This is a genomic window from Brevibacterium sp. R8603A2, from assembly GCF_023072605.1.
Classification (GTDB): Bacteria; Actinomycetota; Actinomycetes; order Actinomycetales; family Brevibacteriaceae; genus Brevibacterium; species Brevibacterium pityocampae.
Map to the genome: position 1 here is coordinate 421332 of NZ_JALLGN010000001.1, position 26607 is coordinate 447938.

Consider the following 26607-nt stretch of genomic DNA (forward strand, 5'->3'; position numbering starts at 1 on the left):
GGCCCTCAGGCCCGGTTCTCGCTCCAGCGCACGGAGCCTCGGATCACGCTCCCCCGAACGTCCACAGGCACACCAGAGCGGCACACAGCATCGCGGGCCCGAAGGGGAAGCTCGTCGAACGCCCCTGACGGGTGAGCACCATGACCACGAGACCGTGGACGAGGCCGAGCACGAGCATCCCGAAGACCCCGACGACCGTCACCAGCGGCCCGAACCACCCGAGAGCCGGCCCCAGGCTCAGTGCCAGCTTGACGTCGCCAAACCCGATCGAGGTCGGGGAGATGAGGAAGAGGGTGAAGAAGAACAGACCGACCCCAGCGCCGGCGAGCAGCGCCATGCCGAATCGGGCCCAATCTCCCCCCGCGGCCGCAGGCACCGCGAGAGCGCCGATCACCAGCGGAACGAGAGGCAGCGTGATGACATCGGGCAGCCGGCGTTCGAGCAGATCGACCCAGATCAGAAGGGGCGCGGCGACGCTCACGAGCAGCGCGGCCCACAGCACTCCGGAATCGGGATCCACGCGCCACACCGTCACGAGCACGGTCGCGAGCGTGCCCAGCACCAGGAGGGCCAGCTCCCCTCGACTGACCCGCCGCGGGAATCTCAGCAGCGGAGACATCGTCTCATTCTCCTCTCCGCCGATTCATCGGCGACGTGACCTCGAACGCCGCGCCGGTCGGCGCTGCGGCCCGCGATCGCGGGGGGCGCGCTCCTCCCGCGGCGTCAACCGCGCGCGCAGGTGGGCGAGGAGGGCGCCGAGGGCCACCGCGGCCAGCCCCACCCCGAGATCGATGCCGGCGGCGAGGACGAGGGACCCGACCGGCACTCCCGCGTCCCCGATGGCCATCAGGAACGCGGGCAGCACGAACGCGAGCACGAACCCGCTCATGACATTGAGCAGACTCGTCGCCACCGACGCTCGGATGACGATCAGCCGACCGGTGAGCCACCCCGACACGAGTGCGCGGGCCAGGAAGCCCAGCACGCCGAGCAATGTCGCCGCCGTCGTCGGGCCCGCCACGGTGACGAGAGCAGGCCCGCCGATGAGCGCGACCGTGAGCAGGAGAGCTGTGCAGACCACGAACGCGAGAGTCGAGACGAGCAGAGCGGGACCGTAGAACCTCACTCCTCCTCGGTCTCCTCGATCTCGCAGTCGACGAGCGGTTCGGGTTCCGTCTCGGGGTTCGCCAGGTCCATCGATTCTGCCGATTCGAGCATGAGCTCACCCACCCCGCGCTGCGGCACCCCTGACACGAGCGACAGCATCGCTGCCGTGCTCAGCGATCCGGAGCCCGCCCGACCGGGAGCATAGCGCGCGCTGACCAGCACCGCGTCGGCTCCGATCCGATCGGCGAGGGCGTCGACGGGATTGCGGTCGTAGTCGCCGTCGACGACCAGGCGGTCGAACTGGCGACGGGGCAGAACCCGGATCTCGGCAGCTCCGTGACGCACGGTCTCGAACACCGCGTCGAAGGCCTCGGCGTTCCGTGCGGTGCGGAGATCGAGGGAATAGGTCCGGATGGCGAACGGCTCGACGTCGTCCGCCGCGGCCGATGACTGGGACCCGACCTGCTGCGACCGCAGCACGTCCATGTTCCAGCGCTCCCGTGCAGTTCCTGACAGAGTCAAACCGACGGGCACACCCCGCGGATCGTGCTCGATCGCATAGGTCAGCATCCCGGTGATGCCCATCCATGCGGCCATCGACGTGATGCGGGGACTCTCCTGCCACGGCAGCTCGGCGACGGCGAAGGTGGTGTACGAGCCGTCCGCACGGGTGCTCACGATCACCGACCGCTCGGTGGCCCCCGGCACGCTCACCGCCGACACCGCAGCATCAGCGGGACGGTTCTGCATCGCGCCGAGGCCGAGCGCCTCCTGCATTCGGAAGTAGCCTGCACCGACCGTGTCATTGGCCGGTCCAGCGCTGGAATCCGCGACTGCGCGATCCCCCGGAGTGCGCCCGACGAGCCAGCGCCGGGCATCGACATGGGAAGTGAATCCGTACTCTTCGAAGGGGCCCACCTCAGCGACCGGGCCGCCCTGCGACGCCTCGGCTGCAACCGGGTGGGGCCCGTCGACCTCGACCACGGTCGCCGTCCCGTCCGCGAACAGGCTCAGCTGCGACCGGCCGTCGTCGACGGGTGCGTGGTAGACCGTCGTGCGGGCCTTGCCGGTGATCGCTCCGCGATCGGGGCGACTGCAGGCGAGTGACATCTCCTCGAGCGTCGTGCATGCGCCGAAACGGCTGCACGCATCCTCCTGGATACGATGCCCCAGCTGCGGGGCCACCGGCAGCAGGACTGCGATCACCACGACAGCGGCGAGTCCTCCCCAGATCCCTGCGCCGAGCTCGAGCCGCGGCCCCCTGCGCTTCATGACCGCCCTCGAGGAGCGGGGCAGGCTCGACGGCCGCCCCCGGCGACCGGAGCACGGAGCTGAGACGTCATCAGCCCTCGGCCCCCGTCGCCTGCTGGCCGAGGTAGGACTCCAGATCGAGCTCCCATTCGCCGCTGTCTGCGAACCGGAGCACCGTGCCGTCCTCCTCGATCGCCGCTGCGGGATAGTAGGCGAACATCGGCGAGCTCAGGGTGAACCCGTGGCCGCGGGTCCCGGCGGCCTCGGTGCACAGACAGCTCACCCCGTCGCCCGTCACCGGCCAGTACTGCTGACCCGAGTCGGTGCCGATCACGGTGACATTGCTGCTCGACGGGTTCTGACCGAGGCCGAAGGAGTTCACCCCGAAGTGCAGGTGGGACTTGACCAGGGCGCTGCCGTAGAAGAGATTGCGCTGGATCGGCCCGCCATCGGCCATCGCGAACGCATAGCCGACCCGGACATGGTCCCCCGCCTCGGCCACCTCGAGCAGGTCTATGCGAAGTGGGGTGTCACCACGGTCGCCGGGCTGTTCGAGGATCGCAGAGGCGAGCACACCGTCGGGCGCCTCGGCCCCCGCCATCACCGGCGCCTCCGGCAGCTCCTCACCCGTCTCGACGCTGAGATCGCCCGAGCCGCTCGGCTGGTACACGAACGAGACCCGGCGATTGAGCGCCCGGTTGTCCTCGTTCGGCTTCCCGTCCGCCGTGAGGTTCGGCGCCAATGGATCCGTCTCTCCGAAGCCCTGCGTCGAGAAGGTGAGCCCGGCATCGGCGAGCTTGGGCTCGACATATTCCCGGACGGTCTCCGCCCGCTTCTCCGACAGCGTCTGGTTGTAGTCCTCCTCGCCCTGATCGTCGGTGTGCCCGGCAATGACGACCTCCTGCCCCTGTGCGGTCGTCCGCAGGGTGTCGACGGCGCCGTCGAGGACCTTCTCCGCCTCGCCGTCGAGCTCGCTCGAGTCGACCTCGAAGAGCACGTCCGCGGGCAGGGAGAGCTCGGTCTCCTCGTCCTCGACGTTGACCGAGGACCCGGTGACGGAGCGTATGCGCGATGCGAACGGCAGCACCGCGCGCTGCGCCGATTCCGCACCGTAGCCCGCCGGGAGCGCCCCGCTGTCGCTGCGGATGTCGAACACGGCAGTCCCCTCTGCGGTGTTCTCGAACTGCTGACCCTCGGACACCGGGATCTCGTCGGTCGGCTCGATGAACTCACCGAACATGACCGAGACCTGCTGCGAGGCAGGAGCGGGGAAGTCGGCGTAGAAGAGCTCGATCTCCTCCGGTACGAAGTCCTCCCCCTGCTCCTTGGAGGTCGTCCGTGAGCACAGGCACTCGTTCTTGCGGTCATTGCTCGCGACATCGGTCTCCGCACCGTAGAGCGGTTCGATGAGATGGCCCGACTGCGCGTCGAGCAGCCGGACCCACGGGACCTGATGGAAGTAGTCCGATCCTCCGGTGAGCTCGTGCGAACCGAGGGAGGGACCCGAGGTCGGCCGCAACCAGGCGCCGACGAGCCGGACGCTGTCTCCCGCCCTGTCGAGGGACAGCACCTGGGCCTTCGCAGTCGCCAGGGCCTCACCGGCCTTGGGTTCGGGCAGCTGCACCTCGACCTCCGCGAGCGGGTCGGGCAGCCGAGCGTCCGACCAGTAGCCGTCGATGTCGACGATGCCCCCCGATGCGTCCGTCGTGTCGGGGGACCGGTCGCGTCCGCCGCCGTCGTCCTGGCCACCCGAGCAGCCGACGGCGCCGAGCAGGGCGCCGATGAGGAACAGGCCGGTCAGCGATCGGCGGAAGGGGATCGAAGTCACGGGAGACCTCCTGGGGAATACGGGGATTCGTCACGGGGTGGGTGCGGGGAGCTGTCCGGTACATCGTACCCGGGCCCCCTCCGCACGACCCCGTCCGTTCCCACCCCGTGCTCGATCCCGCCGTCTGCCGGGCGGGATCCGAACTCCACGCGAACTCCGCCTGAACCACGGGCGACGTCCACATAAGCATTTGGCGGGGTGTCCGGGTCCTCCTATGATGGGAGACGCAGATCCCCGGCCGCCCTGTTGCCCTGCCCGCTCAGAAAGTCCCCGATGAAGTCACACCCCTCTCCGCTCCGCACCGACGCTGTCCGCGCGCTCATCCCGCACGAGGACTTCGACGCGCTGCTCGAGCAGCTCGACGCGCCGGAGGACACGTGGGTCGCCCTCATCGTCGATGCCGAACGCGCCACTGAGATCGAGCGCAGGATCAGCCATGCTCGCGCCCGATCCACCGAGAGCAGGGTGCTCATGTTCGAGTCGAACCTCAGTCCGCTCGGCATCCAGGTGCTCACCGAGATCGCCCAGTCCACCCAGACGGAGCTGGATCCGGGTGCGCTGCTCGAACTCCTCCACCGCGTGTCGGGCGCGATCCGGTGTTTCGCAGTGCTCGAATCCGTGGCACGGCTCACGCAGGCTCAGCCGTCGCTCATGCAGCACGCTCTGAGCCTGCTCCCGAGCTCGCGCTTCATTGCGGAGGCGCACGGCCGCGTCCTCCGTGAAACCCGCGCGGAGGACTTCTCCGCGATCCAGCCCTCCGAATCAGCGTCCGTCGCCTTCACCGTCGAAGGCGACCGCCAGGCCACCGAGGCGATCACCGACGCGCTCCTCGCTCGACTGCAGCCGGTGACCGTGGTCCCCCGCAACCGGCCGGCGGGAGCCGGATCACGCTGGTGGGGCCTGGAGCATCCGACCGAGGTCTGTCTGGCCCCTGCGGATCTCGCCCCTCATATCACCACCGTCCGAGAGCAGTCGACCGCGTGCGACTGGTGCGGATTCTCCCGCATCGCGCCGGTCTGCCGCGTCTGCCACCGTCTCGCACCAGACGACCAGGAGTAAGCACCCATGAATCCACGTCAGCGCCGAGGTGTCATCACCCTCGTCATCGCTGCGATCGGCGCGATCGCGGTCTTCCTCGGCGTCGTGTCGTATGTCGGATCGGTCAGTGCCGAGGTGGGTCCGAAGACCACTGTGTACGCGGCGATCGAGGACATCAGCATCCACCAGACGATCGACCCGGGGACTCACCTCGAGACCCAGGAGGTGCCGGACAAGTACGTCACTCCGCAGATGGTGACCCACCTCGATCAGCTGGCCGGGCAGAAGGCCAGGACGGCGATCACGGCCGGCTCGTACATCCAGTCCGACATGCTGGCACCGGTCTCGTCGCTCGAGGACGGACAGCGTGAAATCTCGGTGAACTTCGAAGGGGACGCAGGGATCAACGGCCGGGTCAATCCGGGCGATCTCGTCGATGTGGTCGCGGCCTTCGCCAAGGACCGCGAGAACGACCAGGACGCGAGCTACCGCCGTGCGGACATCCCGTACAACGTCGCCGGTGTCCTCGTCCGCAACGCCGAGGTCGTCGCGGTCGGCCAGCCGGACCAGCAGCTCGCACCCGACGCCGGCCAGGCAGCGGCGCAGGGCGCGCTCGTCGAGACCGTGCCGGTGACCTTCGCGGTTTCGGTCAACGATGCGAGCAAGCTCGCCTATGCCGAGGCGTTCGCAGTATCCCTGCGGATCACACGGTCGGGCAACAACGAGACGGGTTCGACGATCACCGATGACGATCTGTCCTTCGAGGATCCCGATCTCGCACCGGCGCTCGGCTCTGCCGACGGAGGGGGAAACTGATCATGGCACGTGCTGTCATCCTGTCGACCGATGAGCAGAGGGGCTGGGACATCCGCCAGGCGCTCGGCGCCTCCGATGTCGACACCCTGCAGGTCTACACCACGAGCCACGCGCTGCTCCACGGCCTGTCCGCCAATACCGACATCTCCCCCGACATCCTGGTCGTGGACGAGAACTGCGCGCCGATGCCGATGTGGGACCTCGTACGCGAGGTTGCCTCGCGCACTCCTGCGCTCGCGATCCTCGTCGTCCTCGCCGACCCGGCACCGGAGGACTTCGCCGCAGCACTCGACAACGGTGCGCGCGGCGTGGTCCGGTACCCGCTGAGCTACGAGGAGGTCAGCTCACGGGTCGAGAACGCGGTGGCATGGTCCGCCTCGGTCAAACAGGCGGTGCAGAAGCGGTCCGAGAACGAGACCGCAGTGCTCGGCGGCCGACTCGTCGCCATCGCCTCCTCCAAGGGCGGCGCCGGCAGTTCGAGCGTCGCGCTCCACCTCGGGCTGGAGACTGCGCGATCCCGGCCCGGCGACCGGGTGGTCGTCGTCGACCTCGACCTGCAGAAGCCCGATCTGTCGATCCTCTTCGACATCCCGCGGTACCGCGACATCACCGACCTTCTGCCCGTCGTGGAGGAACTCACGCCCCGCCACCTCCAGGACGTCGTCCATGAGCACGCTTCCGGGCTGTCGCTGCTGCTCGGCCCCCAGCACGGCGAACGCGGCGAGCTCGTCACCGAGTTCGCCGCCCGGCAGATCCTCGGAATGCTCGTCTCGCGCTCGGATGTCGTCATCGTCGATGTCGGATCAGTCATGGGCGAGGCGAACTCGGTCGCCGTGGAAATGGCGGACGAGGTCATCGTCTGCGCCACTCCGGACGTGCTCAGCCTGCGCGGAGTGCAGCGCATCACCGAGCTGTGGAGCCGCCTGTCGATCAGGGACGGCGGCCCTGTCAAGGCACTCCTCAACAAGGTCGACAAGAAGAGCGACCTCCAGCCCGAGACCGCGCGCAGGATCGTCACGGTCCCCACTCTCAGCACCTCCATCCCCCATGAATTCGCTTCCCTGGAACTTGCGGTGAACCGCAGGGACCCCGAACTCGCCGGCGCCGCCTGGTCGAGCAGAATCGAAGATCTAGGAATAGAGATGTCTCTCATCCCCTCGCACTCTCTCGATGACCGAAGCAGCAGACCCCGATTCCGTTCCGCGAGCCGCAGCACCCGGACCGAGACCGCCCCCGATGCTTCAGACGTCGCCGCAGCTGCTCCGGCCCAGCCCGACTCCCGTGCCGCGACGGCGGGCCGATCGCGTTTCCGCTCCGACCGAGGTGCCGTGAGCATCGAAGCCGTCGGGATCACTGCGCTGTTCGCCCTCTTCACCGCCATCGCTTTCCAGGTCCTGCTGGTGGGCGTCACCGCGATCTTCGCGAGCAATGCAGCGAACGAGGGCGCCCGCGCGGCCGCTGTCGGCGCGAGCGCCTCACATGCTGCGCACTCCCATACTCCACAGGGATGGCGCGATGGCCTCCAGGTGAGAGAATCGCCCGGACGGGTCTCGGTCGAGCTCAGCACGCCCCTGCTCGTCCCCACCACCGAAGGGTTCGATCTGACCATCCCCGCGAGCGCCGGAGTCGTGAAGGAGCCGTACTGATGATCACCCGCATGCATGCCGCACTCGCACGGCTCCGCGCCGGCCGGCAGGCCGAGCACGGCGCCGTGAGCATCGAGTTCCTCGCCGGCTCCGTCGTCGTGTTCGCCGCCGTCCTCATCGGCCTGCAGGCACTGCTCGCCATGCACTCGCTGTCGCAGGCGAACTCCGCAGCGCGGAACGCCGCCCGCGCCGAATCGATCGTCGCCGGGAGCGGAGTCGCCGCAGGCAACTCCGCCGTCTCCGAATCACTGCGCGCCGGGACCACGACATCCTGCGCGAACGGCGCGGAGATCCGCTGCACCACCACCGTCAGCGTGCCTGTGCTCAACATCAGCTGGCTCGAGGAGCGCGTGCCTCCCATGCAGGTGTCGCGCACCGCTGTATTCCCACGGACGGAACCCTGACCTCGGATGGCACTTCTTCGCAGAGCACAGCAGCAGGCCGATGTCGCCGATGTCGCCGACCCCGGTGGCGAGAAGCTCACGAGCGAGCAGCTCGCCGTGCGCCAATACCGTCGGCTGCTCCTCGAGGAGATCGACCTGGACGAGCTGAGTAAGCTCGACGCCACACAGCGACGGGTCCGGCTCGAGCGCGTGATGAGCCACCTCATCTCCCGCGACGGCCCGGTGCTCTCCGCCCACGACCGACAGGTGATCATCCGACGCGTGGTCGACGAGGCCCTCGGTCTCGGTGTCCTCGAACCCCTGCTCGCCGACCCCACGGTCACGGAGATCATGGTCAACGGGTATCAGAGCATCTACGTCGAGCGCCGGGGCAGGCTGGAGAAGCTCGATGCGACCTTCACCAATTCGGCGCAGCTCATGCAGACGATCGACCGGATCGTCGCCGGGGTCAACAGGCGAGTCGACGAGTCTTCCCCGATGGTCGACGCCCGACTGCCTTCCGGCGAGCGGGTCAACGTCATCGTCCCGCCTCTCGCTCTCGACGGCCCCACCATGACGATCCGTCGATTCCCCACCCCGTTCACGCTCGACGACCTCATCACCAAGGGCTCGCTCGACGCAGCGACGCGCGATCTCCTCACCGCCTGCGTCAGGGCGCGCTTCAACATCGTCGTCTCCGGAGGCACCGGCACCGGCAAGACCACGATGCTAAACGCCCTCTCCGGACTCATCCCTGACGGTGACCGCATCGTCACGGTCGAGGACTCCGCCGAGCTCCAACTCCAACAGCCGCACGTCATCCGGCTCGAATCGCGCCCGGCCAACGTCGAGGGCAAGGGCGCGGTGACGATCCGTGATCTCGTGCGCAACAGCCTCCGCATGCGGCCCGACCGGATCATCGTCGGCGAGGTCCGCGGCGGCGAAACCCTCGACATGCTGCAGGCGATGAACACCGGTCACGACGGCTCCCTGGTAACGGTGCACGCCAACAACGCCACCGACGCGGTGTCGCGACTGGAGACGCTCGCAAGCATGAGCGAGCTCCCGATCCCGTACGAGGCGCTGCGCGATCAGATCAACAGCGCCGTCGATCTCATCGTCCAGCTGTCGCGCGGGGCCGACGGCAGCCGGCGGATCCAGGAGATCGCGGCGGTGACGTCGCGGAGCCGGGCCCAGTTCGAGCTCACTCCCCTCGTGACGTTCCGGGCGAACGCGCTCGGCGCGGACAGAGTGGTCACCGGCGAGTTCGCCGTCCACCCGATGCCGTACCACCTGGCCCATCGCATGTGGCTGTCCGGGTACGAGCTCCCGGCGACCTACCCGATCGCCCCTGATCCGGAGACTGGACAAGCGCGCCCGGGCACCCACTCATGAGGGAACTCGTCATTCTTGGCGCCCTCTTCGGAGTGCTCGCTGTCGCCGCGATCGGCTTCTCGGCCTTCATGGTCGGCTCACTCGAGAAGCGCGAGCTGGTGAGGAACCAGACCGAGACCTACCGGCGGAGCTTCCGGGCGCGCTTCGTCACCCCGGTGAATCGTTGGTTCATCGGCACCCGCATCGGCCGACGGCTCGACGACCTCATGCTCCAGGCCAATGTCACGCAGCTCACCCCGGTCGAGTTCGTCCTGATCGGCCTCGTCATCGTCGTCGTGGTCGGCCTGAGCCTCAACACCGTCATGGCGACCTTCTACGCCGTCATGGCCGGGGTGCTCATCGTCGTCGCAATGGTGTACGCGCTCACCATCCTTCGTCACAAGCAGCGGGAGAAGTTCATCGCTCAGCTCCCCGAGTTCGCCCGCATCCTCGCCAACGCGACCGGCGCGGGGCTGTCCATCAACACCGCGCTCCACATCGCCGCCACCGAACTGTCCGACCCGGCCGGGCGCGAGATCCGCCGGATGACGAACGAGCTCGACCTCGGAACGCCGATGGACATCGCGTTCGAACGGCTCGAGCGGCGGCTCCCCGGCAAGGATCTCAGCGTGCTCGTGTCCACCCTCGTCATCGCCCACCGCTCCGGAGGATCCCTCATCACAGCACTGCGCGACCTCTCACTCGCGCTCGAGGACCGCAAGGAGACCACCCGAGAGGTCCGCACACTCGTTGCGGAGGCGAGCTACACCGGGTACATGGTCGCCGGCCTCGGAGTGGGTCTGGTCATCATCCTGTCGCTCACGTACAACGACCTGCTGCTCGACCTGACGAGCACGGTCATCGGACAGATCGCGATCGTCATCACCACGGCGTCGTACATCATCGGGATCGTCGCGATCAATCGGCTCACACGGGTGAAGCTCTGATGTGGTCCCTGGCGTTCGGTATCGCAGCACTGCTCATCGCCGGCCTGGCCATGCGCGGCTACGCCCTGGTCAAGACCGACCCGCTGGCTAAGCTCTCGCCCCAGGACCGTGCTCTCATCACCACCTCCGCCAAGCGGAAGCGACGACAGACCGGCCCGCTCGACAGCCTCGCCGCGGCGATCGCGCCCGATGTGGCCAATCTGCTCGGGCCCGCGTACCGACGCTTCGCCAGCGACCGGATCGTCCGGTCCGGCAACGCCGACTATGCGGACTTCCGCCAGTTCATGCAGCAGAAGTGCAAGCTCCTCCTCATCGGTGTCGTGCCGGCAGTGCTCATCAGTGTCCTCGTCCAACCGCTGCTCGGGGTCGGTTTCCTCGTGGCGCTCTTCTTCATCGCCGATATCAGCCTGGCATCGAAGGCATCCGAACGGCAGGAGCAGATCGAGGACGCGCTCCCGGATTTCCTCGACGTCCTCGCAGTGACGGTGTCCGCCGGCCTGTCCTTCCGGGCCGCGCTCGAACGCGTCATAGAAAGGGTCGAAGGGCCGCTGAGCGACGAGCTCCGCCTGACCCTCCGGCAGATGGACGTCGGGCAGTCCCGCAGCGAAGCCTTCGCCGCACTCCGCAGCCGCACCACCTCGGAATCGCTCGAGTCCTTCGTCACCGCTCTCCTCCAGTCCGAGGAGCTCGGCTCCCCGCTGTCCGATGCGCTCGACCAGATCGCCCTCGACATGCGACGCGTCACTGCACAGCGCGCGCGGCAGAAGGCGTCCAAGGCCAATCCGAAGATCTCCGCCGTCGTCACCCTCGTCATGGTCCCCGGCACCATGGTGCTCATCATGGTGAGCATGTACTTCGTCGCCGGTATCGATTTCGGAGAGATCCTCTCCAATCTGCAGGGATGACCGGACATGAGACAGCTGTCGCTACCGGAGACGGATTCCCGCACACACCGTGACATCACGGCTACCAGTCGGCGACCTGGTGCCGTGCTTCTGCAGTCGGGGAAGATCGCCCTGCTCCTCCGCCTGCTCTGCGCGTTCCCCGTGCTGCTGAGCTGGCGCTCCGACCGGGCCCCGGTGGTCGAGGTCGTGCTCGTGCTCGTCACCACGGTGCTGTCCGGTGTGCTCATCATCTGGTGGTCGCGCGTCGTCCCGTTCCTGCTCCGCCACCCCGCAGTCGTCCTCGTCGACATCATCGCCTCCTTGGCGCTGCTCGCACTCCAGGGGCCCGATTCCCCCTTCGTCGCCTACATGTTCAGCTCGGCTCTCCTCATCGGCATGCTGTACGCGTACCCAGGGCGCGAGCTGCTGTCAGCCCTGCTCATCACCGGCCTCACCGCAACGGTGTTCCTCGACCGCCTCGCTGACCCGACGCGCTCGGACGGGCCGGTCGATGTGTCTCTCGTCGGCTCGATCGTCGTCATCGTCATCGCAGTGGTCATCGGGAGCTCGCTGCGCACCCTGCAGTCCCAGGTGGACGCCTCTCTCGTGGTGGCGCAGCAGTCCGCCCGCGACGCCGCGCTCGGGGAAGAACGCTCTCGCCTGGCGCGCGAGCTCCACGACTCGCTTGTCAAGACGCTCGTCGGCATCGGGCTGCAGGCGAAGGCGCTCGCCATGACCCAGCCCGGAGCGCAGCCGACCGCCCGGTCGATCAGCGAAGCCGCCGCCGATGCGGTCGCGGAGTCGCGGAGGATCCTCACGAACCTCCGCACGGATTCGACGCCCTCGCTCAACACACTGCTCCAGCGGACCGCAGAGGAGATCGGCGTGCTCCACGGGGTTCCCGTCGATGTGCGGCTGAGCCACGATCTGCCTTTCGATGAGAAGCACCGGCACAACATCTGCAAGGTCGCCGAGGAGGCGCTGACGAACGCCGCGCTCCACTCCTCCACCGAGCGGATCGATCTCACCACCCACGTTCACAGCGGGGTGTTCGAACTCGTCGTCACCGACCACGGCCGCGGATTCGCCAAACATGATCGCACCCGCCAGGCCGAGGGACATTTCGGCCTCGCAGGCATGGAGGAGCGTGCTGCGCAGATCGGTTCCTCGCTCGCGATCAGGTCGCGACCGCGCCACGGGACCACCATCACCCTTCGTCACCGGATCCCAGAGGAGGTCATCGATGTCTGAAGCACTGCGGGTGCTCATCGCCGACGACAACAGAGTCGTGAGAATGGGCCTGGAGCAGATCATTGATTCGTCCGACGGGCTCGAGCTCGTCGGCTCGGCGTGCGACGGGCAGGAAGCGATCGACCTCGGCGAGCGCCTCCGTCCCGATGTCTGCCTCCTCGACGTCCGGATGCCCCGACGGGACGGCGTGTCGGCGGCCCGTGAGCTGTCGCAGATCACCACCGTCGTCATGCTCACCCACAGCGAGGAGTCGGAGATCATCGAGGGCGCGCTGGAAGCAGGGGCGAAGGGATACGTCGTCTACCACGAGCTCGATGTCGAGGGGCTCTCGCACGCGCTCCGCTCCGTGGTTCGCGGCAGCATGCTCATGTCGTCGACCGCAGCCGATGTCATACTCTCGAACCACACGCGCCGCAAACAGACCGACTCGGACCACATCCCGGAGCACTCGGGCGGATCCGCACCGTTCGGACTGAGCCGGCGTGAGCACGAGGTCATGGAGCTCGCCGCAGACGGACTGACCAACAGACAGATCGCCCAGCGCCTCTTCCTCAGTGAGAAGACCGTGAAGAACCACATCAACCACATCTTCTCGAAGCTCGACGTCGCGAACCGTGCAGAAGCGGTGAGCGTCTGGTTCAAGAAGCTCCGATAAGACAGGGGAAGAGATGCGCTCCTGGACCCGGTCCTGGGCCCCTGTGCCCTCCCGATTCCGATCCCAGACGTGGACAATGAAGACGTTCCCTGCTCGCTCCCCGAGGACAGTATGATCCCCATGCTCCGCTTACGCACCCTCCGGCGACCCCCATCCCTCTTCGACCTGCGCCGCCGCGACCCCGAATCCGGCCAGGTCTCGATCGCGCTCGTCCTCGTCTCGGTCGCCGTCATCGGCGCCTCGCTGCTGTTCATGATCTTCGGTGAGGCCGTCGATCGGAAGACCGAGGCGCAGAAGGCGGCGGACTCCTCGGCGCTCGCCGGCGCCGAGGCCGCCCGCGGCAACTGGATCACGGCCTGGTTGGGCGGGCAGTCCATCACTGTCAGCAAGCCCACTCCTCCGCCGCCACCTCCGCCCCCGCCGCCGGCGGACCCCTCGGACCCCGATCCTCCGCCTCCCCCACCTCCACCGCCGGAGGACGAGGAGGAGGAGATCTCGTTCACCTTCGTCGCCCCGGACCCCTTCTGGGCGGCAGCGGGGTGGACGGGATACCCCAGCGCGAGCAGCTTCGCGGCGAAGAACGACTCGGTGATCCTCACCCAGTACCAGGTCGAGTCACCGCGCACCATCGCTGTGGACGTGTCGACCCAGTCCAAGGCCGTCAAGTCTCCGCAGGGCAAGAAGATCCAGGAGACCCTCACGGCGCCGGGCAGCGCAGCCGCCGAGGTCCGTACCCCGCCCGGCCTGACCTGCATGCCCGAGGGAATGCCGAGCCTCGAGGCGTGGACGCTCGTGTGCACGAGCATCTACGGGTCGGCCCGCGCCTATTATGTCGGCCCGACCTATATCTCCCACGACCACGATGCCTTCGAACGGATGTTCAAGATCAAGCTCGTCGAGTGAGCATTCCCCACCTGCCACGAGGGCACCCGGTTCCGCGCCGGGTGCCCTCAGTCCATTCATCCCCCACAGCGCTCCCGTCCACCAGTCGATCGCCCGCACGAGCGCACTGCCCCCCGGGGCCCATTCGGCTGGGCCCAATCGCTTTGGGTCCACTCCCGGAACCGGAGACCCTTCTGACGCTCACATCGACCCGGCAGACTGAAGTCACAAGCTCGGCACCGAACCGAAAGGACTTCACCATGAACGCTCTCACCAAGATGACCCAGGCCATCCGCACCAACCGCGAGACCGGCGCCGTCTCGATCGAGTACCTCGCGATCGCCCTCGTCGTCGCTGTCGTCGTCGGCATCGTCATCGCAGCCGCCAGCGGCATCGATCTCACCGGCCCCTTCCAGGACGCCGTTAATTCGATCTTCGACAACTGACCCCCACCCCTCGAACACCCACCATCCCCGAAAGGACTTCACCATGAACGCTCTCACCAAGATGACCCAGGCCATCCGCACCAACCGCGAGACCGGCGCCGTCTCGATCGAGTACCTCGCGATCGCCCTCGTCGTCGCCGTCGTCGTCGGCATCGTCATCACAGCCGCCAGCGGCATCGATCTCACCGGCCCCTTCCAGGACGCCGTTAATTCGATCTTCGACAACTGACACCCACCCCTCGAACACCCACCATCCCCGAAAGGCACCCGGTCCCCCGGGTGCCTTTCGCATTCACCTGTGCTTCCTCACCACCCGATCGAGTCGTAAGCGGCACCCGGCTGGTTCTACTCGGAACACCGGACCGCCCGGCTCAGCTGCTGCGGGCGTAGAGCCCGAGCATCTCCCACATCCGGGTGTAGCGGGTGAAGGCCGCTCCCGCGCCCTCGCGGTCGTCGGCGTCGAGGCTGTCGACCCAGTCCGCGACGAGCTCCGCCCCGGTGTCCGGCCACAGCACCTCGCTCATCCCGCCGAGGTCGAGCTCGAGGATCGAATTCATGTCGAACCCGTCGAGCCACTCGGAGAACATCTCCGTCGACTCGACGACGCTGACGAGCTTCGACTTCTCCTTGATGACCTCGAGCGCCCAGTCGACGCGGGAGGAGGCGGTGAGGATCGGCGTGCGGATGCGGATCCGGAAGCCTTCGTCGCCGTCGCCGATGTCGTCGCTGATGACCTGGTCGCGCTGCGGGTCGAGGGCGAGCCACCACACGGGCGACACGTCCCACGCCGAGGTCCGGGTGAACACGCGGGTGTCGGGGTCGTCCTGCATCCATTCGACCCGGTGGGCGGCCGCCCGGCGGCGGGCGGCCTTGGGCACGATGAGGTCGAGCTCGCCGCGGGTGCTGTTCTCCGCGAGCGCCTCGAGCGCATGCCACGACCGGATGTCGTCCTGCACCGGGCACACCCGGTCGAACTCGTCGCCGGCGTCGGCGGCGGGCATGAAGATCGGCGTCCCGCGGTAGGAGTCGGCCACCGGGTCCGGCGGGATGCTGATGAGGCGGATGTCGGCGTCGGCGGCGACGAGTCCGGCGATCGCGTCGCGGTTGTCCGACACCGGGAAGTCGGCGAGCTCCGGGTGCACCACGCACGGCTCGAACACCCGCAGCCTGATCTCGAAGTCACGCTCGTAGGCCATGGCCCAACCCTATGCGAGAACCGCGCTCAGCGAGCCTTCCGCCACCGCAGGTCCCCGTCCGCCGTCTCCTCAACGGCGACCCGGACCGGCTCCGGCAGGTCGAACCGGAAGCCTCCGGACTTCGCAGCCTGGACCGCCTGCCGCCGCAGCTCACCGGTCGGCAGGTTGAAACGGGGATTGAGGGTGTCGTAGATCGTCGACCCGAACAGCTGTCGGAGCACCACGCTCGGCAGCGCATCCACGACCCTGTTGTCCGCCATCCGCTCACCGCCCCCGGCCCGCTCCCGGATCACCGGGGCCGCACTCAGCGGGCTGTCGTCGCCACGCAGCCGCGGGTTGCGCGCGTAGTGCACGATCACCGCGACGATCTCCCCGTCCCAGGTGCGCACAGCGGGCCGGAGCACGGGGAGAAGGAAGCGCCGGCCCAGAGCGAGCAGCGCGGCAAGGGCGACGATGCCGATGAAGACGATCATTCCCACGTCCAGCTCCATCGCTCAGCCCCACAGCGAGAGCGCATCGGCTGCTCCCAGGCGCAGCAGGACGAGGTGTCGCTTCCGGGAATGACAGGTTCGGGGGTGCATGATTCCGCAGTGTAGACCGCTCCGTCGAACCGCCGTGAGCCCTGTGGAAGCCGACCGCACTGGCCACCGCACACTGTCCACAAGGCCGTCCGAGGAATGGCACATCCTATCCCGACCGGGTAGGATTCCGGGGTAGAGATGACAACCACGATGCCGGGGTTCGCGCACAGTCGCGTCCTGGACCGACGACAGAGGGGGTCGACGCCTGTGGGTCGCGGCCGCGCTAAGGCGAAGCAGATCAAGGTTGCCCGTAAGCTCAAGTACTACAGCCCGGAGACCGACCTGACTGCTCTGCAGAGGGAACTCGGCGGATCGACGTCCGAGGAGGACGGCGACCCCTTCGACGAGGAGCCCGACTACTCCGAGTACGCCGACAAGTACAACGACATCGACGACGACTGAGCATTCGTCCGTCCACCTGGCACGCTCCGACTCCGACCCGGCGGTTCCCCGACCGCCACGACGATGGCCCGCTCCCTCCGAAACCCGTCCGAATCACTGTCCCCTTGAGCGAAAGCATTCCCCGATGCGCAGAATCCCCTCGGTCCGACCCACCACCGCGATCGCGTCCCTCGTACTCATCCTGAGCCTCGGCGCCTGTTCGCTCGGATCCGACGACACCACCGCCGACCGGCAATCACCCGACGACACCTCGGCAGCCGGTGAGTCCCCCTCCGCAGCACCGTCCGGTGAGCCCGGCTCGCCGGAGTCCGCCGGACTGGAATCGAACAACCTCCCCGAACCGGTAGCGACCGCAACGGTCCCCGTCCACGTCAGTGGAGGAGACGAGCCCGATTCGACGATGACCGTCTAGCTCCTCGGCCTGTACCGCGAGGGCAGGACCGTCGTCGGGCAGTTCGCCTTCACCGTCGATGCCGCCGCCGGCTCCGAACGCAACCATCTCTACCACTATCTCGGCAACAGCGGGTGGGCGCCGTTCTTCATCGACAACACGAACCTCAAGCGCCACCGGGTGCTCAGCGACTCCAGCGGTGTGATCCGCGCCCAGACCGACTACATGGGCGGGAAGTTCGGCCCGGGGCAGACGTTCTACGCGTTCGCGGTCTTCGCAGCACCACCGGAGGACGTCACCGAGGTCGACGTCGCCATGGTGGACGGGGCGCCGCTCGCTACCGGGATCACCATCCAGTGAGCGCCGCACACGACTTCCGCACCCCGTTCCTCGGCGCTGCCGCGGCTGCACTGCTCGTCCTCACCGGGGCGGGCAGTGCAGCGATGGCCTCCCCGACGACTCTGGCGGATGTGGGGGAACCGAGCCAGACCGAGCTCGACGACAGCATCGACGACCTCGACGAGAACACGACCGACCTCCTCGAGAACACCGACGAGGTCGAGACCACGGAGACGGACGGGTCGGAGACGACGATCTCGCTCTCGTCCGACATCCTCTTCGACTTCGATTCCTCGACGGTCAAGGACGCCGCGAAGACCAGGATCCGGGAGCTCGTCGCCGACATCCCGGACGGCGCCCGCATCGAGGTCCACGGCCACACCGATTCGAAGGGCGACGACGACTACAACCAGTCGCTGTCCGAGGACCGGGCGCAGGCGGTCGCCGATGTCATCTCCGATGAACGGTCCGACGTCGAGCTCGATGTCGAAGGATACGGCGAGACCCAGCCGGTGGCCCCCAATGAATCCCGCGGCGAGGACGATCCCGACGGTCGGGCTGAGAACCGGCGGGTCGAGATCGCCTACGAGGGCTGAGCGACCGCCCGCACCCAGCGCAACTGATCCCCGTTCCGCGCGGACCTGTGGTCGCGCAGCACGGCAGACCCAGCAGCCGAAGGCGGCGCCTCAGTCGAGGAGGATCGCAGCTCCGCCGTCGACGCCCTTGGCGCCCTGCACGTAGTACTCGTCCCCGGCCAGCGCACGGTCGTCGGCGGTGACCTCACCGAGCACCCAGGCACCGTCCACCGCGGCGAGCACGGCGTCGACGGACTCCCGATCGACCACGAGGACCATGCCGACTCCGAGGTTCCATGTGCGCTCGCGGTCGATGCGCGGCACGGAGCCGAGCTCGCCGAGGACGTCGAAGACCGCCGGCACCGTCCAGGTGGAGCGGCGCATGGTGGCGAGCAGTCCCTGCGGGAGCACGCGCGCGATGTTCGCCGACAGCCCGCCGCCGGTGACGTGCGACATCGCGTGCACTGCGTCGGGCTGTGCGGCGAGCAGCTCGAGCAGCGGGCCGGAGTAGACGGTCGTCGGGACGAGGATCTCCTCACCCAGTGTCCGGCCGAACTCGGGCACCTCACGATCGAGGCCCCACCCGGCGTCGGCGATGATGCGCCGCACCAGGGAGTAGCCGTTGGAGTGCAGGCCCGAGGACGGCAGGCCGACGAGCACGTCACCGGCGCTCACGCGGTGCGCGCCGAGCACGCGAGAGGCCTCGACCACACCGGTCGCCGCACCGGCGACGTCGTACTCGTCGACCCCGAGCAGGCCGGGGTGCTCGGCGGTCTCCCCGCCCACGAGCGCGACCCCGGCCGAGGCGCACGCCTCGGCGATGCCGCGCACGATGTCGGCGATCCGCTCCGGCACCAACCGTCCGCAGGCGATGTAGTCGGTCATGATGAGGGGCGTCGCCCCGCACACGACGATGTCGTCGACGACCATGCCGACGAGGTCGAAGCCGATGGTGTGGTGGATGTCGAGGGCCTGCGCGATCGCGACCTTGGTGCCCACCCCGTCGGTCGAGGCCGCGAGCTGGGGCCGCTCGTAGTCCTTGAGCATGGAGACGTCGAAGAGTCCGGCGAAACCGCCGAAGTCCCCGACGGCGTTCGGGCCGTGGGTGGCCGACACGGCGGCCTTCATGAGCTCGACGGCCCGGTCGCCGGCCTCGACGTCGACGCCTGCGGAGGCGTAGGTGGTGCCCTGTGCTGCGCTGTCCTCGGTCATGTCAGCAGCTCCTCTCCGGCGCCTGGCTGTCCGGGATCCTGATCGGGTACTCCCCGGAGAAGCAGGCGGTGCACAGCTCGCTGCGCTCCTGCTGGGTCGCGGAGATCATCCCGTCGAGCGAGATGTAGCCGAGCGAGTCCGCGCCGAGCGACTGGCAGATCTCGTCGGTGGTGAGTCCGTTGGCGATGAGCTCGGCACGGGTCGCGAAGTCGATGCCGTAGAAGCACGGCCACTTGACCGGCGGGGAGGAGATGCGGATGTGGATCTCCCGGGCGCCGGCCTCGCGGAGCATCCGCACGAGGGCGCGCTGGGTGTTGCCGCGGACGATCGAGTCGTCGACGACGACGAGCCGTTTGCCCTCGATGTTCTCCCGCAGCGGGTTGAGCTTGAGGCGGATGCCGAGCTGCCGGATCGTCTGCGAGGGCTGGATGAAGGTGCGGCCCACGTAGGCGTTCTTCATCAACCCCTGCCCGAACGGGATCCCCGACTCCTCCGCGTAGCCCACGGCAGCCGGCGTCCCGGATTCCGGGGTGGCGATGACCATGTCCGCGTCGACTGGGTACTCGCGGGCGAGCACCCGGCCCATCTCCGTGCGGGCGGAGTGCACGGTCTTGCCGGCGAGGATGCTGTCCGGGCGGGCGAGGTAGACGTACTCGAACACGCAGCGGGCGAGCTCGGGCTCGGCGAAGGTGTACGAGCGCAGGCCGTCCTCGTCGATCGCGATGAGCTCGCCGGGTTCGACGGCGCGCACGAACGAGGCGCCGACGATGTCGAGCGCGGCGGTCTCGCTCGCGACCACCCAGCCGCGGTCGAGCCGGCCGAGAGCGAGCGGGCGCACGCCGTGGCGGTCGCGGGCGGCGTAGAGCGTGTGCTCGTCCATGAACACGAGGCTGAAGGCGCCCTCGAGTTTGGGGAAGAGCTCGAGCGCGACCTGGGTGAGGTTCTCCCCCGTGCCGGAGGCGAGCAGCTCGGTGATGAGCGAGGTGTCGTTCGAGGAGTCGCGGTGGCCGCGGGTGCGATTGGTCTTCTGCGTCGCCTGCTTGACGGTCTCCTGCCGCACCTCCTGCCGGGTGTCGGCGAGCTCCTGGAGCTCGAGGAAGTTCGTCAGGTTGCCGTTGTGGCCGAGGGCCACCGTGCCGAAGCGGGTGGGCCCGAGCGTCGGCTGCGCGTTCTCCCACGTCGAGGAGCCGGTGGTGGAGTAGCGGGTGTGGCCGACGGCCATGTGCCCGGGCAGCGTCTCGAGGTCGTTCTCGTCGAACACCTGGGACACGAGTCCCATGTCCCGGTAGACGATGATCTGTTCGCCGTTGCTCGCCGCGATCCCGGCCGATTCCTGGCCCCGGTGCTGGAGGGCGTAGAGGCCGTAGTAGACGAGTTTGGACACCTCCTCGCCCGGTGCCCAGACCCCGAACACACCGCATTCGTCCTGCGGCTTCTTGTCCTGGGGGTCGATTTCGTGAGTCAGCTGTCCATCTGCGCGTGCCACGCCGTCATTCTCCCACAGTGCGCGGGGCCTCGGGGCCGCGACCGGCATCCGGGCCGGGCCCCTCCGCGGGCGCCTCGGGAGCGTTCGGGGCGGCATCCGCGGCCGAGGCGGGTGTCGAGGAGTCCGCGGCACGGCGCCGCTCCGGCTCGTACTCCGCGCCCACGGCGAAGGTGCGGGCGCGCTGGACGCTGCGCCGGTCGACGAGGAGCGCGACGATCGCGCCGAGGAAACCGCCGATGATCCCCACCACGACCATGAGCATCCAGACTGCCGAGCCCTGCGTGACCTGGGTGGTGAGGGCGCTCGTGTCCACGGGCAGGAGGCTGAGGACCAGTCCCACGGTCATGCCGAGGACGACCCCGACGATGATGAATGCCGAATACCGTGGACTCCGTCTCACCGAGACGTCGATGGTGTCCTTCATGAACTCCCCTGGGCTGCCGTCGTGTGCGCCCCCGAGTCTAGTCCACCGGGCTCGGCGAGCTCGTCGGTGCACCGGTCTCCGCGGGCCCGTCGGCACCGCCGGCTCAGAGCTTGATGACGACGGTCTTGGTCTGGGTGTACTCGTCGAAGGCCTCGATCGACTTCTCGCGCCCGTAGCCGGATTTCTTGAAGCCGCCGAAGGGCAGCTCGACTCCGCCGCCGGCGCCGTAGGTGTTGACGAACACCTGGCCGGCCTCGATCGCCGCGGCCATCCGGTGCGCCCGGCCCACGTCCCGCGTCCACACCGCGGACACGAGCCCGTAGTCGGTGCCGTTGGCGAGCTCGACGGCCTCGGCGTCGTCGTCGAACTCGGTGGCGACGACGACGGGGCCGAACACCTCCTCGCGGGCGATCTCCGCGGACGGGTCGACATTGTCGACGAGCGTCGGGGAGAAGAAGGCACCGCCTGCCAGATCGTCACCGAGGTCGCTCGGCGCTGATCCGCCGGTGACGATCTCACCGCCGCTGAGCCGGTCGAAGAAGCCGGCCACGCGCTCCTGCTGCTTGACCGACACGAGCGGGCCGAGCATCGGGTCATCGGCCCCGCGGCCGATGCTCACCTTCCCGAACTCCGCGGCCATCTTCTCCACCACCTCGGCGTGCACATCCCGGTGGACGAGCAGGCGCGCGCCGGCCGAGCATGTCTGCCCGGCGTTCTGGAGGATCGACCGCACGAGGCTCGGGATCGCGGCGTCGACGTCGGCGTCGGCGAACACGACGTTCGCAGACTTGCCGCCGAGCTCGAGCACGGTGGGCACCACGCGGTCGGCCGCGGCGTGGGCGATGAGCGAGCCGGTGGCGGTCGAGCCGACGAACCCGAGGTGGGCCACCCCGTCGTGCGCGGCGAGCGCGGCCCCGGCCTCGGAGCCGAGCCCGGTGACGACGTTGAAGGCGCCGGCAGGCACCCCGGCGCGGTGGACGAGCTCGGCGAGGCGCACGGTGGTGCGCGGGGTCTCGTCCGCCGGCTTCGCCACCGCGCAGTTGCCGGTGGCGAGCGAGGAGGCGGCGGCCCGGCCGATGAGCTGGAGCGGATAGTTCCACGCGACGATGTGCCCCGTCACGCCGTAGGGCTCGCGGCGGGTGTAGGCGTGCATGCCCGGGTCGAAGGGGATCGTCTGCCCGTAGTACGACTCGATGGTGTGCCCGTAGAACTCGAAGTAGCGAGCACAGGTGTCGGCGTCCGCATAGGCCTGGGTGAGCGGCTTGCCGGTGTCCTCGGTCTCGAGGCGGGCCAGGGTGTCGCGATCCTCGCGGACGAGCCGGGCGATCTCGACGAGGAACCGGGAGCGCTGCTCCGGCGAGGTGTTCCGCCACTCGCGCTGGGCGCGGGCGGCGGCCGCCACCGCCTGGTCGACGTCCTCCGCGGTGCCCCGGGAGACCCCGCCGAGCGCCCGGTTGGTCGCCGGGTCGATGTTGTCGTAGGTGTCCCGGGCGGGCACGGAGCGGCCGTCGATGAACGAGGTGGTCGGAGTCGTCTGCGCAGTCATGGCCTCATTGTCCTCGCGCACCCGGGGCGTGGGCAACGACCCGCCGCATGCTGGACGGGCGGGCGGGCCGGGGCGGGGTGGGGCCGGCTGCACGGTTCGGTTCGGAGGGAGGCCTCGCGGGCCGGCAGCCGCCCCGGAGCCGCGCTCAGCTCGGGAAGAGCTCGGCGGCGTCGAACAGCGGGGTCACCGCGGTGAGGTCCGCGCGCGTGCCCGAGGCGCTCATGCGTCCGGCGGCGAGCGCGGCGGCGAAGTCCGTCTCCCCCACCGCGACCTCGAGCCAGGCCTCGGGGTCCGCCTCGACGACGTTGGGCGGGGTGCCGCGGGTGTGGCGGGGACCGGCGATGCAATGGGTGACGCCGAAGGGCGGGATCCGCACCTCGACGGAGTTGCCCTCGTTGCGCGCGGCGAGCTCCTCGAGCGTGAACCGCACGGCGGTGGCCAGCGTGGTGCGCGGGGCGGGTGCGGCGCCGGTGCGGCGGGCCTGCACCCAAGCGACGAGCGCCTCGTGCCCGGCGGCCGGGTCGATGCGGCGGCGGATGCTCATCGCCGCCCCAGCTGCTCTGCGGCGGTCAGCACGGCCGAGGAGGAGCGCAGCGCGCCGACGACCGCGGGCTCCCCGTCGCCGCCGATCCCCCCGATCACCCGGTGGTCGAGCTCGGCGAGCACCGGCACGACCTGCTCGGCGGGCAGGGCGCCGGCGGTGACGAGGAGCTCGAGGGCGACCATCGTCGTCGGCCGGCTCGAGCCGTCGAGGCATTTGACGGCGACCGCGTGGCCTCCCGGGGTGCCCATGACCATGACGCCCTCGGCGCCGAACTTCGCGAGGATGCCGAGCTTCTCGACGACGACGGAGTTCGGTCGGCCGTGCCCCTCGATGGCCCACGGGTGGGCGAGCACGGCATCGCGCAGGGTGCGCGCGTGCTCGGTGGTGCCGGCGGCGAGCCGCCCGATCCCGGCCGCCAGCCGGGTCAGCGGCAGCGCGTGGACCGGGGCCCCGCAGCCGTCGACCCCGACGAAGTCGGACGGGCCCCCGCAGTACTCAGCGACGGTCGCCGCGACCTGCCGCTGCACCGCGGAATCCGGGTCGAGGTAGGCGGCGGTGTCGTGGCCGCCGAGCTGCTGGGCCATGAGGAACGCCGCGTGCTTGCCCGAGCAGTTGAAGTGGAGCGGGGACACCAGGGTGCCGTCCTTGCGCACCCGCATCCGGTCGCCGCGGTCCGCGGGCGCGACGGCCGGGCACTGCAGGTCCTCGGGCCCCAGGCCCACGGAGTCGAGCATCCCGGCGACGACCTCGACATGGCCCTCCTCCGCCCGGTGGGAGGCCGTGGCGAGCACGAGGGACTCTCCCGCCAGCGGCACACCCATCTCCAGGCAGGCGAGCGCCTGGAGGGGCTTGAGGCTCGAGCGGGTGAGGACCGGCTCCGCGGGCGCGCCGAGCTCGATGAGCGGGGCGCCGTCGGGGTCGACGACGACGGCGGAGCCGAGGTGGCGCGACTCGACGAAGCCGGAGCGCTCGATGACGGCGAGCTCGACGGCCGCCGCGGCGGAGAAGGTCTCGGAGGTCGGGGGGTGCGTGCTCTGTGGGCTCATGGGTCCACACTATCGGCGGGCGCCGCCGGCCGTCCGACGCCCGGTTCGGGAGCCCGCCGTACTAGTCTGGGGGCGTGAAGGTTCTCGTCATCGGGCCCGGTGCCCGCGAACACGCCCTGGCCGCCGCGCTGTCCCGCGATCCGCAGGTCGACGCCGTCATCGCCGCGCCCGGCAACCCGGGCATCGGGCTGCTGTGCGAGACCCGGCCGCTCGACGCCACCGACCCGCATGCTGCGGTCGCGCTCGCCGAGGAGCTCGACGTCGACCTCGTCGTCGTCGGTCCCGAGGCCCCGCTCGTCGCCGGAGTGACCGATGCGCTGCGCGCCGCCTCGTTCGCGGTGTTCGGCCCCGGCCAGGAGGCCGCGGCGCTCGAGGGCTCGAAGGCCTACGCCAAGGACGTCATGGAGGCCGCCGGGGTGCCCACCGCCGCCGCCGTCGCCGCCACCACCGTGGACGAGGCCGCCGCCGCTCTCGACCGGTTCGGCGCCCCGCACGTCGTCAAGGCCGACGGGCTCGCCGCCGGCAAGGGCGTCGTCGTCACCGAGGACCGCGCCGCCGCGCTCGCCCACGCCGAATCCTGCCTGAGCGTGTCCGACCGGGTCGTCATCGAGGACCACCTGACCGGGCCGGAGGTGTCCCTGTTCGTGCTGTGCGACGGCACCACCGCCGTCCCGCTCGAGCCCGCACAGGACTTCAAGCGCATCCACGACGGCGATGCCGGGCCGAACACGGGAGGTATGGGCGCCTACTCGCCGCTGCCCTGGGCCCCACCCGGGATGGTCGAGGAGATCGTCGCGCGCGTCGCCCAGCCGGTCGTCGACGAGATGGCCCGCCGCGGCGCCCCGTTCGTCGGCCTCCTCTACTGCGGGCTCGCGCTCACCCCGAAGGGCCTCCAGGTCATCGAGTTCAACGTGCGGTTCGGCGACCCGGAGACCCAGTCCGTGCTCGCCCGGCTCGAGACCCCGCTGGCCCAGGCGCTGCTCGCCGCCGCGGAGGGCCGCCTGGCGGAGTTCGGACCACTCTCCTGGTCGCGCGAGGCCGCGGTCACCGTGGTCCTGGCCGCCGCGGGCTACCCCGAGGCGCCGCGCACCGGGGACCCGATCGCGGGGCTCGAGGAGGCCGCCGCCCTGCCCGGCGTCATGGTCCTCCACGCCGGCACCGCCACCTCGCCCGCGGGCGAGGTCGTCACCGCCGGCGGGCGCGTGCTCTCCGTCGTCGCCACCGGGGAGGATCTCACCGCCGCCCGCGAACGCGCCTACGAGGCCGTGGGCCTGATCTCCTGGGACGGCGAGCAGCACCGCACCGACATCGCGCGTGCGGCCGCGGCCGGAGGGGTCGCCGTCCCGGCCGGGAGTTCCGCACCCGGCGGGGACTCCGACCCCACCTGATACCCCCGCCGCCGGCGCACTCCGGCACCGCATCCGACCCGAAGGAACGCCATGATCGACACCGAGCACCCCGACATCCCCGACTGGACCCACGTGTACTCGGGCAAGGTGCGCGACATCTACGTCCCGGCCTCCGTCGGCACACTCGAGGGCGCGGATCGGATCCTCATGGTCGCCTCGGACCGGATCTCCGCCTACGACCACGTGCTCGCCTCGGAGATCCCGGACAAGGGCGTCGTCCTCACCGGGCTCACCCTGTGGTGGTTCGACCAGCTCGCCGATGTCATCGGCAACCACGTGACCTCGACCGAGGTGCCGGCCGAGGTGGCCGGGCGCGGCATGGTGTGCCGGCCGCTCGACATGTTCCCCATCGAGTGCGTGGCCCGCGGCTACCTCAACGGGTCCGGCCTCGCAGACTACCGGCGCACCGGCGCGGTGTGCGGGGTCCGCCTGCCCGCCGGGCTCGGGGAGTCCGACAAGCTCGAACCGGCGATCTTCACCCCGGCGACGAAGGCGCAGATCGGCGACCACGACGAGAACATCGGCTTCGACCGGGCCGCGGAGATCGTCGGAGCCGCGGAGGCCGAGGAGCTGCGCGACGTCACCCTGCGGATCTACACCCGCGCGGAGGAGATCGCCCGCGAGCGCGGCATCATCCTCGCCGACACGAAGTTCGAGTTCGGGCGCGGCCCGGGCGGCACCATCCTGCTCGCCGACGAGGTCCTCACCCCGGATTCCTCCCGCTTCTGGGACGCCGCGGCCTACACGCCCGGCCGCGCGCAGGCGAGCTTCGACAAGCAGTTCGTCCGCGACTGGCTGACCTCCGAGGCCTCCGGCTGGGACAAGGACTCCGGAGATGCCCCGCCGGAGCTGCCCGCGGAGATCGTCGAGAAGACGCGCGCCCGGTATGTCGAGGCCTTCGAGCGCATCACCGGCGAGACCTTCCCCCTCTGAGCGGTCCCGGGAGCC

30 protein-coding genes are annotated in these 26607 nt (G+C 69.4%); 18 read left to right on the forward strand and 12 right to left on the reverse strand.

The genetic code is table 11. The features are described from left to right. Positions 1 to 43 precede the first annotated feature (43 nt). The 4 genes from MTQ12_RS01940 to MTQ12_RS01955 all read right to left on the reverse strand — a co-directional run bounded on the left by MTQ12_RS01940 (position 44) and on the right by MTQ12_RS01955 (position 4186). A complete protein-coding gene (locus MTQ12_RS01940) occupies positions 44 to 619 on the reverse strand; it encodes a prepilin peptidase (RefSeq protein ID WP_247423498.1) in 576 nt (191 codons plus the stop codon). Positions 620 to 643: 24 nt separating this feature from the next. Continuing rightward, positions 644 to 1126 carry a hypothetical protein gene (locus MTQ12_RS01945; RefSeq protein WP_247423500.1) on the reverse strand — a complete coding sequence of 161 codons (483 nt, stop codon included), beginning with the start codon at positions 1124 to 1126 and terminating at the stop codon, positions 644 to 646. Then, positions 1123 to 2379, reverse strand: a complete 1257-nt coding sequence (locus MTQ12_RS01950; protein ID WP_247423501.1) for a hypothetical protein — start codon at positions 2377 to 2379, stop codon at positions 1123 to 1125. Before MTQ12_RS01950 ends, MTQ12_RS01945 begins: the two co-directional genes overlap by 4 nt. 70 nt (positions 2380 to 2449) lie before the next feature. Next, a complete protein-coding gene (locus MTQ12_RS01955; RefSeq protein WP_247423504.1) occupies positions 2450 to 4186 on the reverse strand; it encodes an OmpA family protein in 1737 nt (578 codons plus the stop codon). A gap of 273 nt (positions 4187 to 4459) precedes the next feature. Here MTQ12_RS01955 and MTQ12_RS01960 point away from each other — a divergent pair, with 273 nt between their 5' ends. From MTQ12_RS01960 to MTQ12_RS02015, 12 genes are all read left to right on the forward strand, one after another. Further along, positions 4460 to 5245, forward strand: coding sequence for a hypothetical protein (locus MTQ12_RS01960; protein ID WP_247423506.1), 786 nt, complete (start codon positions 4460 to 4462; stop codon positions 5243 to 5245). Between the two features lie 6 nt (positions 5246 to 5251). Beyond that, on the forward strand, positions 5252 to 6040 hold the full coding sequence (cpaB, locus tag MTQ12_RS01965) for a Flp pilus assembly protein CpaB (protein WP_137318813.1): 789 nt from the start codon (positions 5252 to 5254) through the stop codon (positions 6038 to 6040). 2 nt (positions 6041 to 6042) lie between these two features. Continuing rightward, positions 6043 to 7686: an AAA family ATPase gene (locus MTQ12_RS01970; RefSeq protein ID WP_247423508.1), complete on the forward strand. Its 1644-nt coding sequence runs from the start codon at positions 6043 to 6045 to the stop codon at positions 7684 to 7686. Further along, positions 7686 to 8090 carry a hypothetical protein gene (locus tag MTQ12_RS01975; RefSeq protein WP_137318811.1) on the forward strand — a complete coding sequence of 135 codons (405 nt, stop codon included), beginning with the start codon at positions 7686 to 7688 and terminating at the stop codon, positions 8088 to 8090. The genes MTQ12_RS01970 and MTQ12_RS01975 overlap by 1 nt, the downstream gene beginning before the upstream one ends. Before the next feature lie 6 nt (positions 8091 to 8096). Next, complete coding sequence (locus MTQ12_RS01980; RefSeq protein WP_247423510.1) at positions 8097 to 9464, forward strand: CpaF family protein; 1368 nt, start codon at positions 8097 to 8099, stop codon at positions 9462 to 9464. Then, positions 9461 to 10390: a type II secretion system F family protein gene (locus MTQ12_RS01985; protein WP_247423513.1), complete on the forward strand. Its 930-nt coding sequence runs from the start codon at positions 9461 to 9463 to the stop codon at positions 10388 to 10390. The genes MTQ12_RS01980 and MTQ12_RS01985 overlap by 4 nt, the downstream gene beginning before the upstream one ends. Next, complete coding sequence (locus tag MTQ12_RS01990) at positions 10390 to 11295, forward strand: type II secretion system F family protein (protein ID WP_247423515.1); 906 nt, start codon at positions 10390 to 10392, stop codon at positions 11293 to 11295. The genes MTQ12_RS01985 and MTQ12_RS01990 overlap by 1 nt, the downstream gene beginning before the upstream one ends. Positions 11296 to 11379: 84 nt before the next feature. Then, a complete protein-coding gene (locus tag MTQ12_RS01995) occupies positions 11380 to 12525 on the forward strand; it encodes a histidine kinase (protein ID WP_247423517.1) in 1146 nt (381 codons plus the stop codon). Further along, on the forward strand, positions 12518 to 13180 hold the full coding sequence (locus MTQ12_RS02000; RefSeq protein ID WP_137318807.1) for a response regulator transcription factor: 663 nt from the start codon (positions 12518 to 12520) through the stop codon (positions 13178 to 13180). Before MTQ12_RS01995 ends, MTQ12_RS02000 begins: the two co-directional genes overlap by 8 nt. A gap of 120 nt (positions 13181 to 13300) precedes the next feature. Continuing rightward, on the forward strand, positions 13301 to 14083 hold the full coding sequence (locus tag MTQ12_RS02005) for a Tad domain-containing protein (protein WP_247423519.1): 783 nt from the start codon (positions 13301 to 13303) through the stop codon (positions 14081 to 14083). Positions 14084 to 14322: 239 nt separating this feature from the next. After that, a complete protein-coding gene (locus MTQ12_RS02010; protein ID WP_247423522.1) occupies positions 14323 to 14508 on the forward strand; it encodes a hypothetical protein in 186 nt (61 codons plus the stop codon). A gap of 43 nt (positions 14509 to 14551) precedes the next feature. Continuing rightward, positions 14552 to 14737 carry a hypothetical protein gene (locus MTQ12_RS02015; RefSeq protein ID WP_247423524.1) on the forward strand — a complete coding sequence of 62 codons (186 nt, stop codon included), beginning with the start codon at positions 14552 to 14554 and terminating at the stop codon, positions 14735 to 14737. Positions 14738 to 14879: 142 nt separating this feature from the next. Here the strand turns inward: MTQ12_RS02015 and MTQ12_RS02020 are convergent, their stop codons facing one another. Both MTQ12_RS02020 and MTQ12_RS02025 read right to left on the reverse strand, forming a co-directional pair. Then, complete coding sequence (locus MTQ12_RS02020) at positions 14880 to 15704, reverse strand: hypothetical protein (RefSeq protein WP_137318804.1); 825 nt, start codon at positions 15702 to 15704, stop codon at positions 14880 to 14882. A 26-nt stretch (positions 15705 to 15730) separates the two neighbouring features. After that, positions 15731 to 16183 carry a hypothetical protein gene (locus tag MTQ12_RS02025; RefSeq protein WP_247423526.1) on the reverse strand — a complete coding sequence of 151 codons (453 nt, stop codon included), beginning with the start codon at positions 16181 to 16183 and terminating at the stop codon, positions 15731 to 15733. Positions 16184 to 16492: 309 nt separating this feature from the next. Between MTQ12_RS02025 and MTQ12_RS02030 the strand changes: the two genes are divergently transcribed. From MTQ12_RS02030 to MTQ12_RS02045, 4 genes are all read left to right on the forward strand, one after another. Further along, a complete protein-coding gene (locus tag MTQ12_RS02030; RefSeq protein ID WP_137318802.1) occupies positions 16493 to 16687 on the forward strand; it encodes a DUF3073 domain-containing protein in 195 nt (64 codons plus the stop codon). Positions 16688 to 16811: 124 nt separating this feature from the next. After that, on the forward strand, positions 16812 to 17099 hold the full coding sequence (locus tag MTQ12_RS02035; protein WP_247423528.1) for a hypothetical protein: 288 nt from the start codon (positions 16812 to 16814) through the stop codon (positions 17097 to 17099). 180 nt (positions 17100 to 17279) lie between these two features. Continuing rightward, positions 17280 to 17438, forward strand: a complete 159-nt coding sequence (locus MTQ12_RS02040) for a hypothetical protein (RefSeq protein WP_217494906.1) — start codon at positions 17280 to 17282, stop codon at positions 17436 to 17438. Further along, a complete protein-coding gene (locus tag MTQ12_RS02045; RefSeq protein WP_247423530.1) occupies positions 17435 to 18013 on the forward strand; it encodes an OmpA family protein in 579 nt (192 codons plus the stop codon). The genes MTQ12_RS02040 and MTQ12_RS02045 overlap by 4 nt, the downstream gene beginning before the upstream one ends. 90 nt (positions 18014 to 18103) lie before the next feature. On the opposite strand, the gene purM is transcribed toward MTQ12_RS02045, so the two are convergent. The 6 genes from purM to MTQ12_RS02075 form a co-directional block, all read right to left on the reverse strand. After that, a complete protein-coding gene (gene purM, locus MTQ12_RS02050) occupies positions 18104 to 19204 on the reverse strand; it encodes a phosphoribosylformylglycinamidine cyclo-ligase (protein WP_247423532.1) in 1101 nt (366 codons plus the stop codon). Between the two features lies 1 nt (position 19205). After that, positions 19206 to 20738 (reverse strand): amidophosphoribosyltransferase, encoded by a 1533-nt coding sequence (gene purF / locus MTQ12_RS02055; RefSeq protein WP_247423535.1) that lies wholly within the window; start codon positions 20736 to 20738, stop codon positions 19206 to 19208. Then, positions 20695 to 21114 carry a hypothetical protein gene (locus tag MTQ12_RS02060; protein WP_137318797.1) on the reverse strand — a complete coding sequence of 140 codons (420 nt, stop codon included), beginning with the start codon at positions 21112 to 21114 and terminating at the stop codon, positions 20695 to 20697. Before MTQ12_RS02060 ends, purF begins: the two co-directional genes overlap by 44 nt. Before the next feature lie 103 nt (positions 21115 to 21217). Further along, complete coding sequence (locus tag MTQ12_RS02065) at positions 21218 to 22660, reverse strand: aldehyde dehydrogenase family protein (protein ID WP_137318796.1); 1443 nt, start codon at positions 22658 to 22660, stop codon at positions 21218 to 21220. Positions 22661 to 22805: 145 nt separating this feature from the next. Continuing rightward, positions 22806 to 23204, reverse strand: coding sequence for a sterol carrier family protein (locus MTQ12_RS02070; protein WP_247423537.1), 399 nt, complete (start codon positions 23202 to 23204; stop codon positions 22806 to 22808). Beyond that, entirely contained in the window at positions 23201 to 24250 is a 1050-nt protein-coding gene (locus tag MTQ12_RS02075; RefSeq protein ID WP_247423539.1) for an asparaginase, read from the reverse strand. The genes MTQ12_RS02070 and MTQ12_RS02075 overlap by 4 nt, the downstream gene beginning before the upstream one ends. Before the next feature lie 74 nt (positions 24251 to 24324). Between MTQ12_RS02075 and purD the strand changes: the two genes are divergently transcribed. Both purD and MTQ12_RS02085 read left to right on the forward strand, forming a co-directional pair. Further along, positions 24325 to 25638 carry a phosphoribosylamine--glycine ligase gene (purD, locus tag MTQ12_RS02080; protein WP_247423541.1) on the forward strand — a complete coding sequence of 438 codons (1314 nt, stop codon included), beginning with the start codon at positions 24325 to 24327 and terminating at the stop codon, positions 25636 to 25638. Between the two features lie 51 nt (positions 25639 to 25689). Next, the gene (locus MTQ12_RS02085; RefSeq protein ID WP_247423543.1) at positions 25690 to 26592 is read left to right on the forward strand and encodes a phosphoribosylaminoimidazolesuccinocarboxamide synthase; all 903 of its coding nucleotides are present in this window, start codon (positions 25690 to 25692) and stop codon (positions 26590 to 26592) included. Positions 26593 to 26607 lie beyond the last annotated feature (15 nt).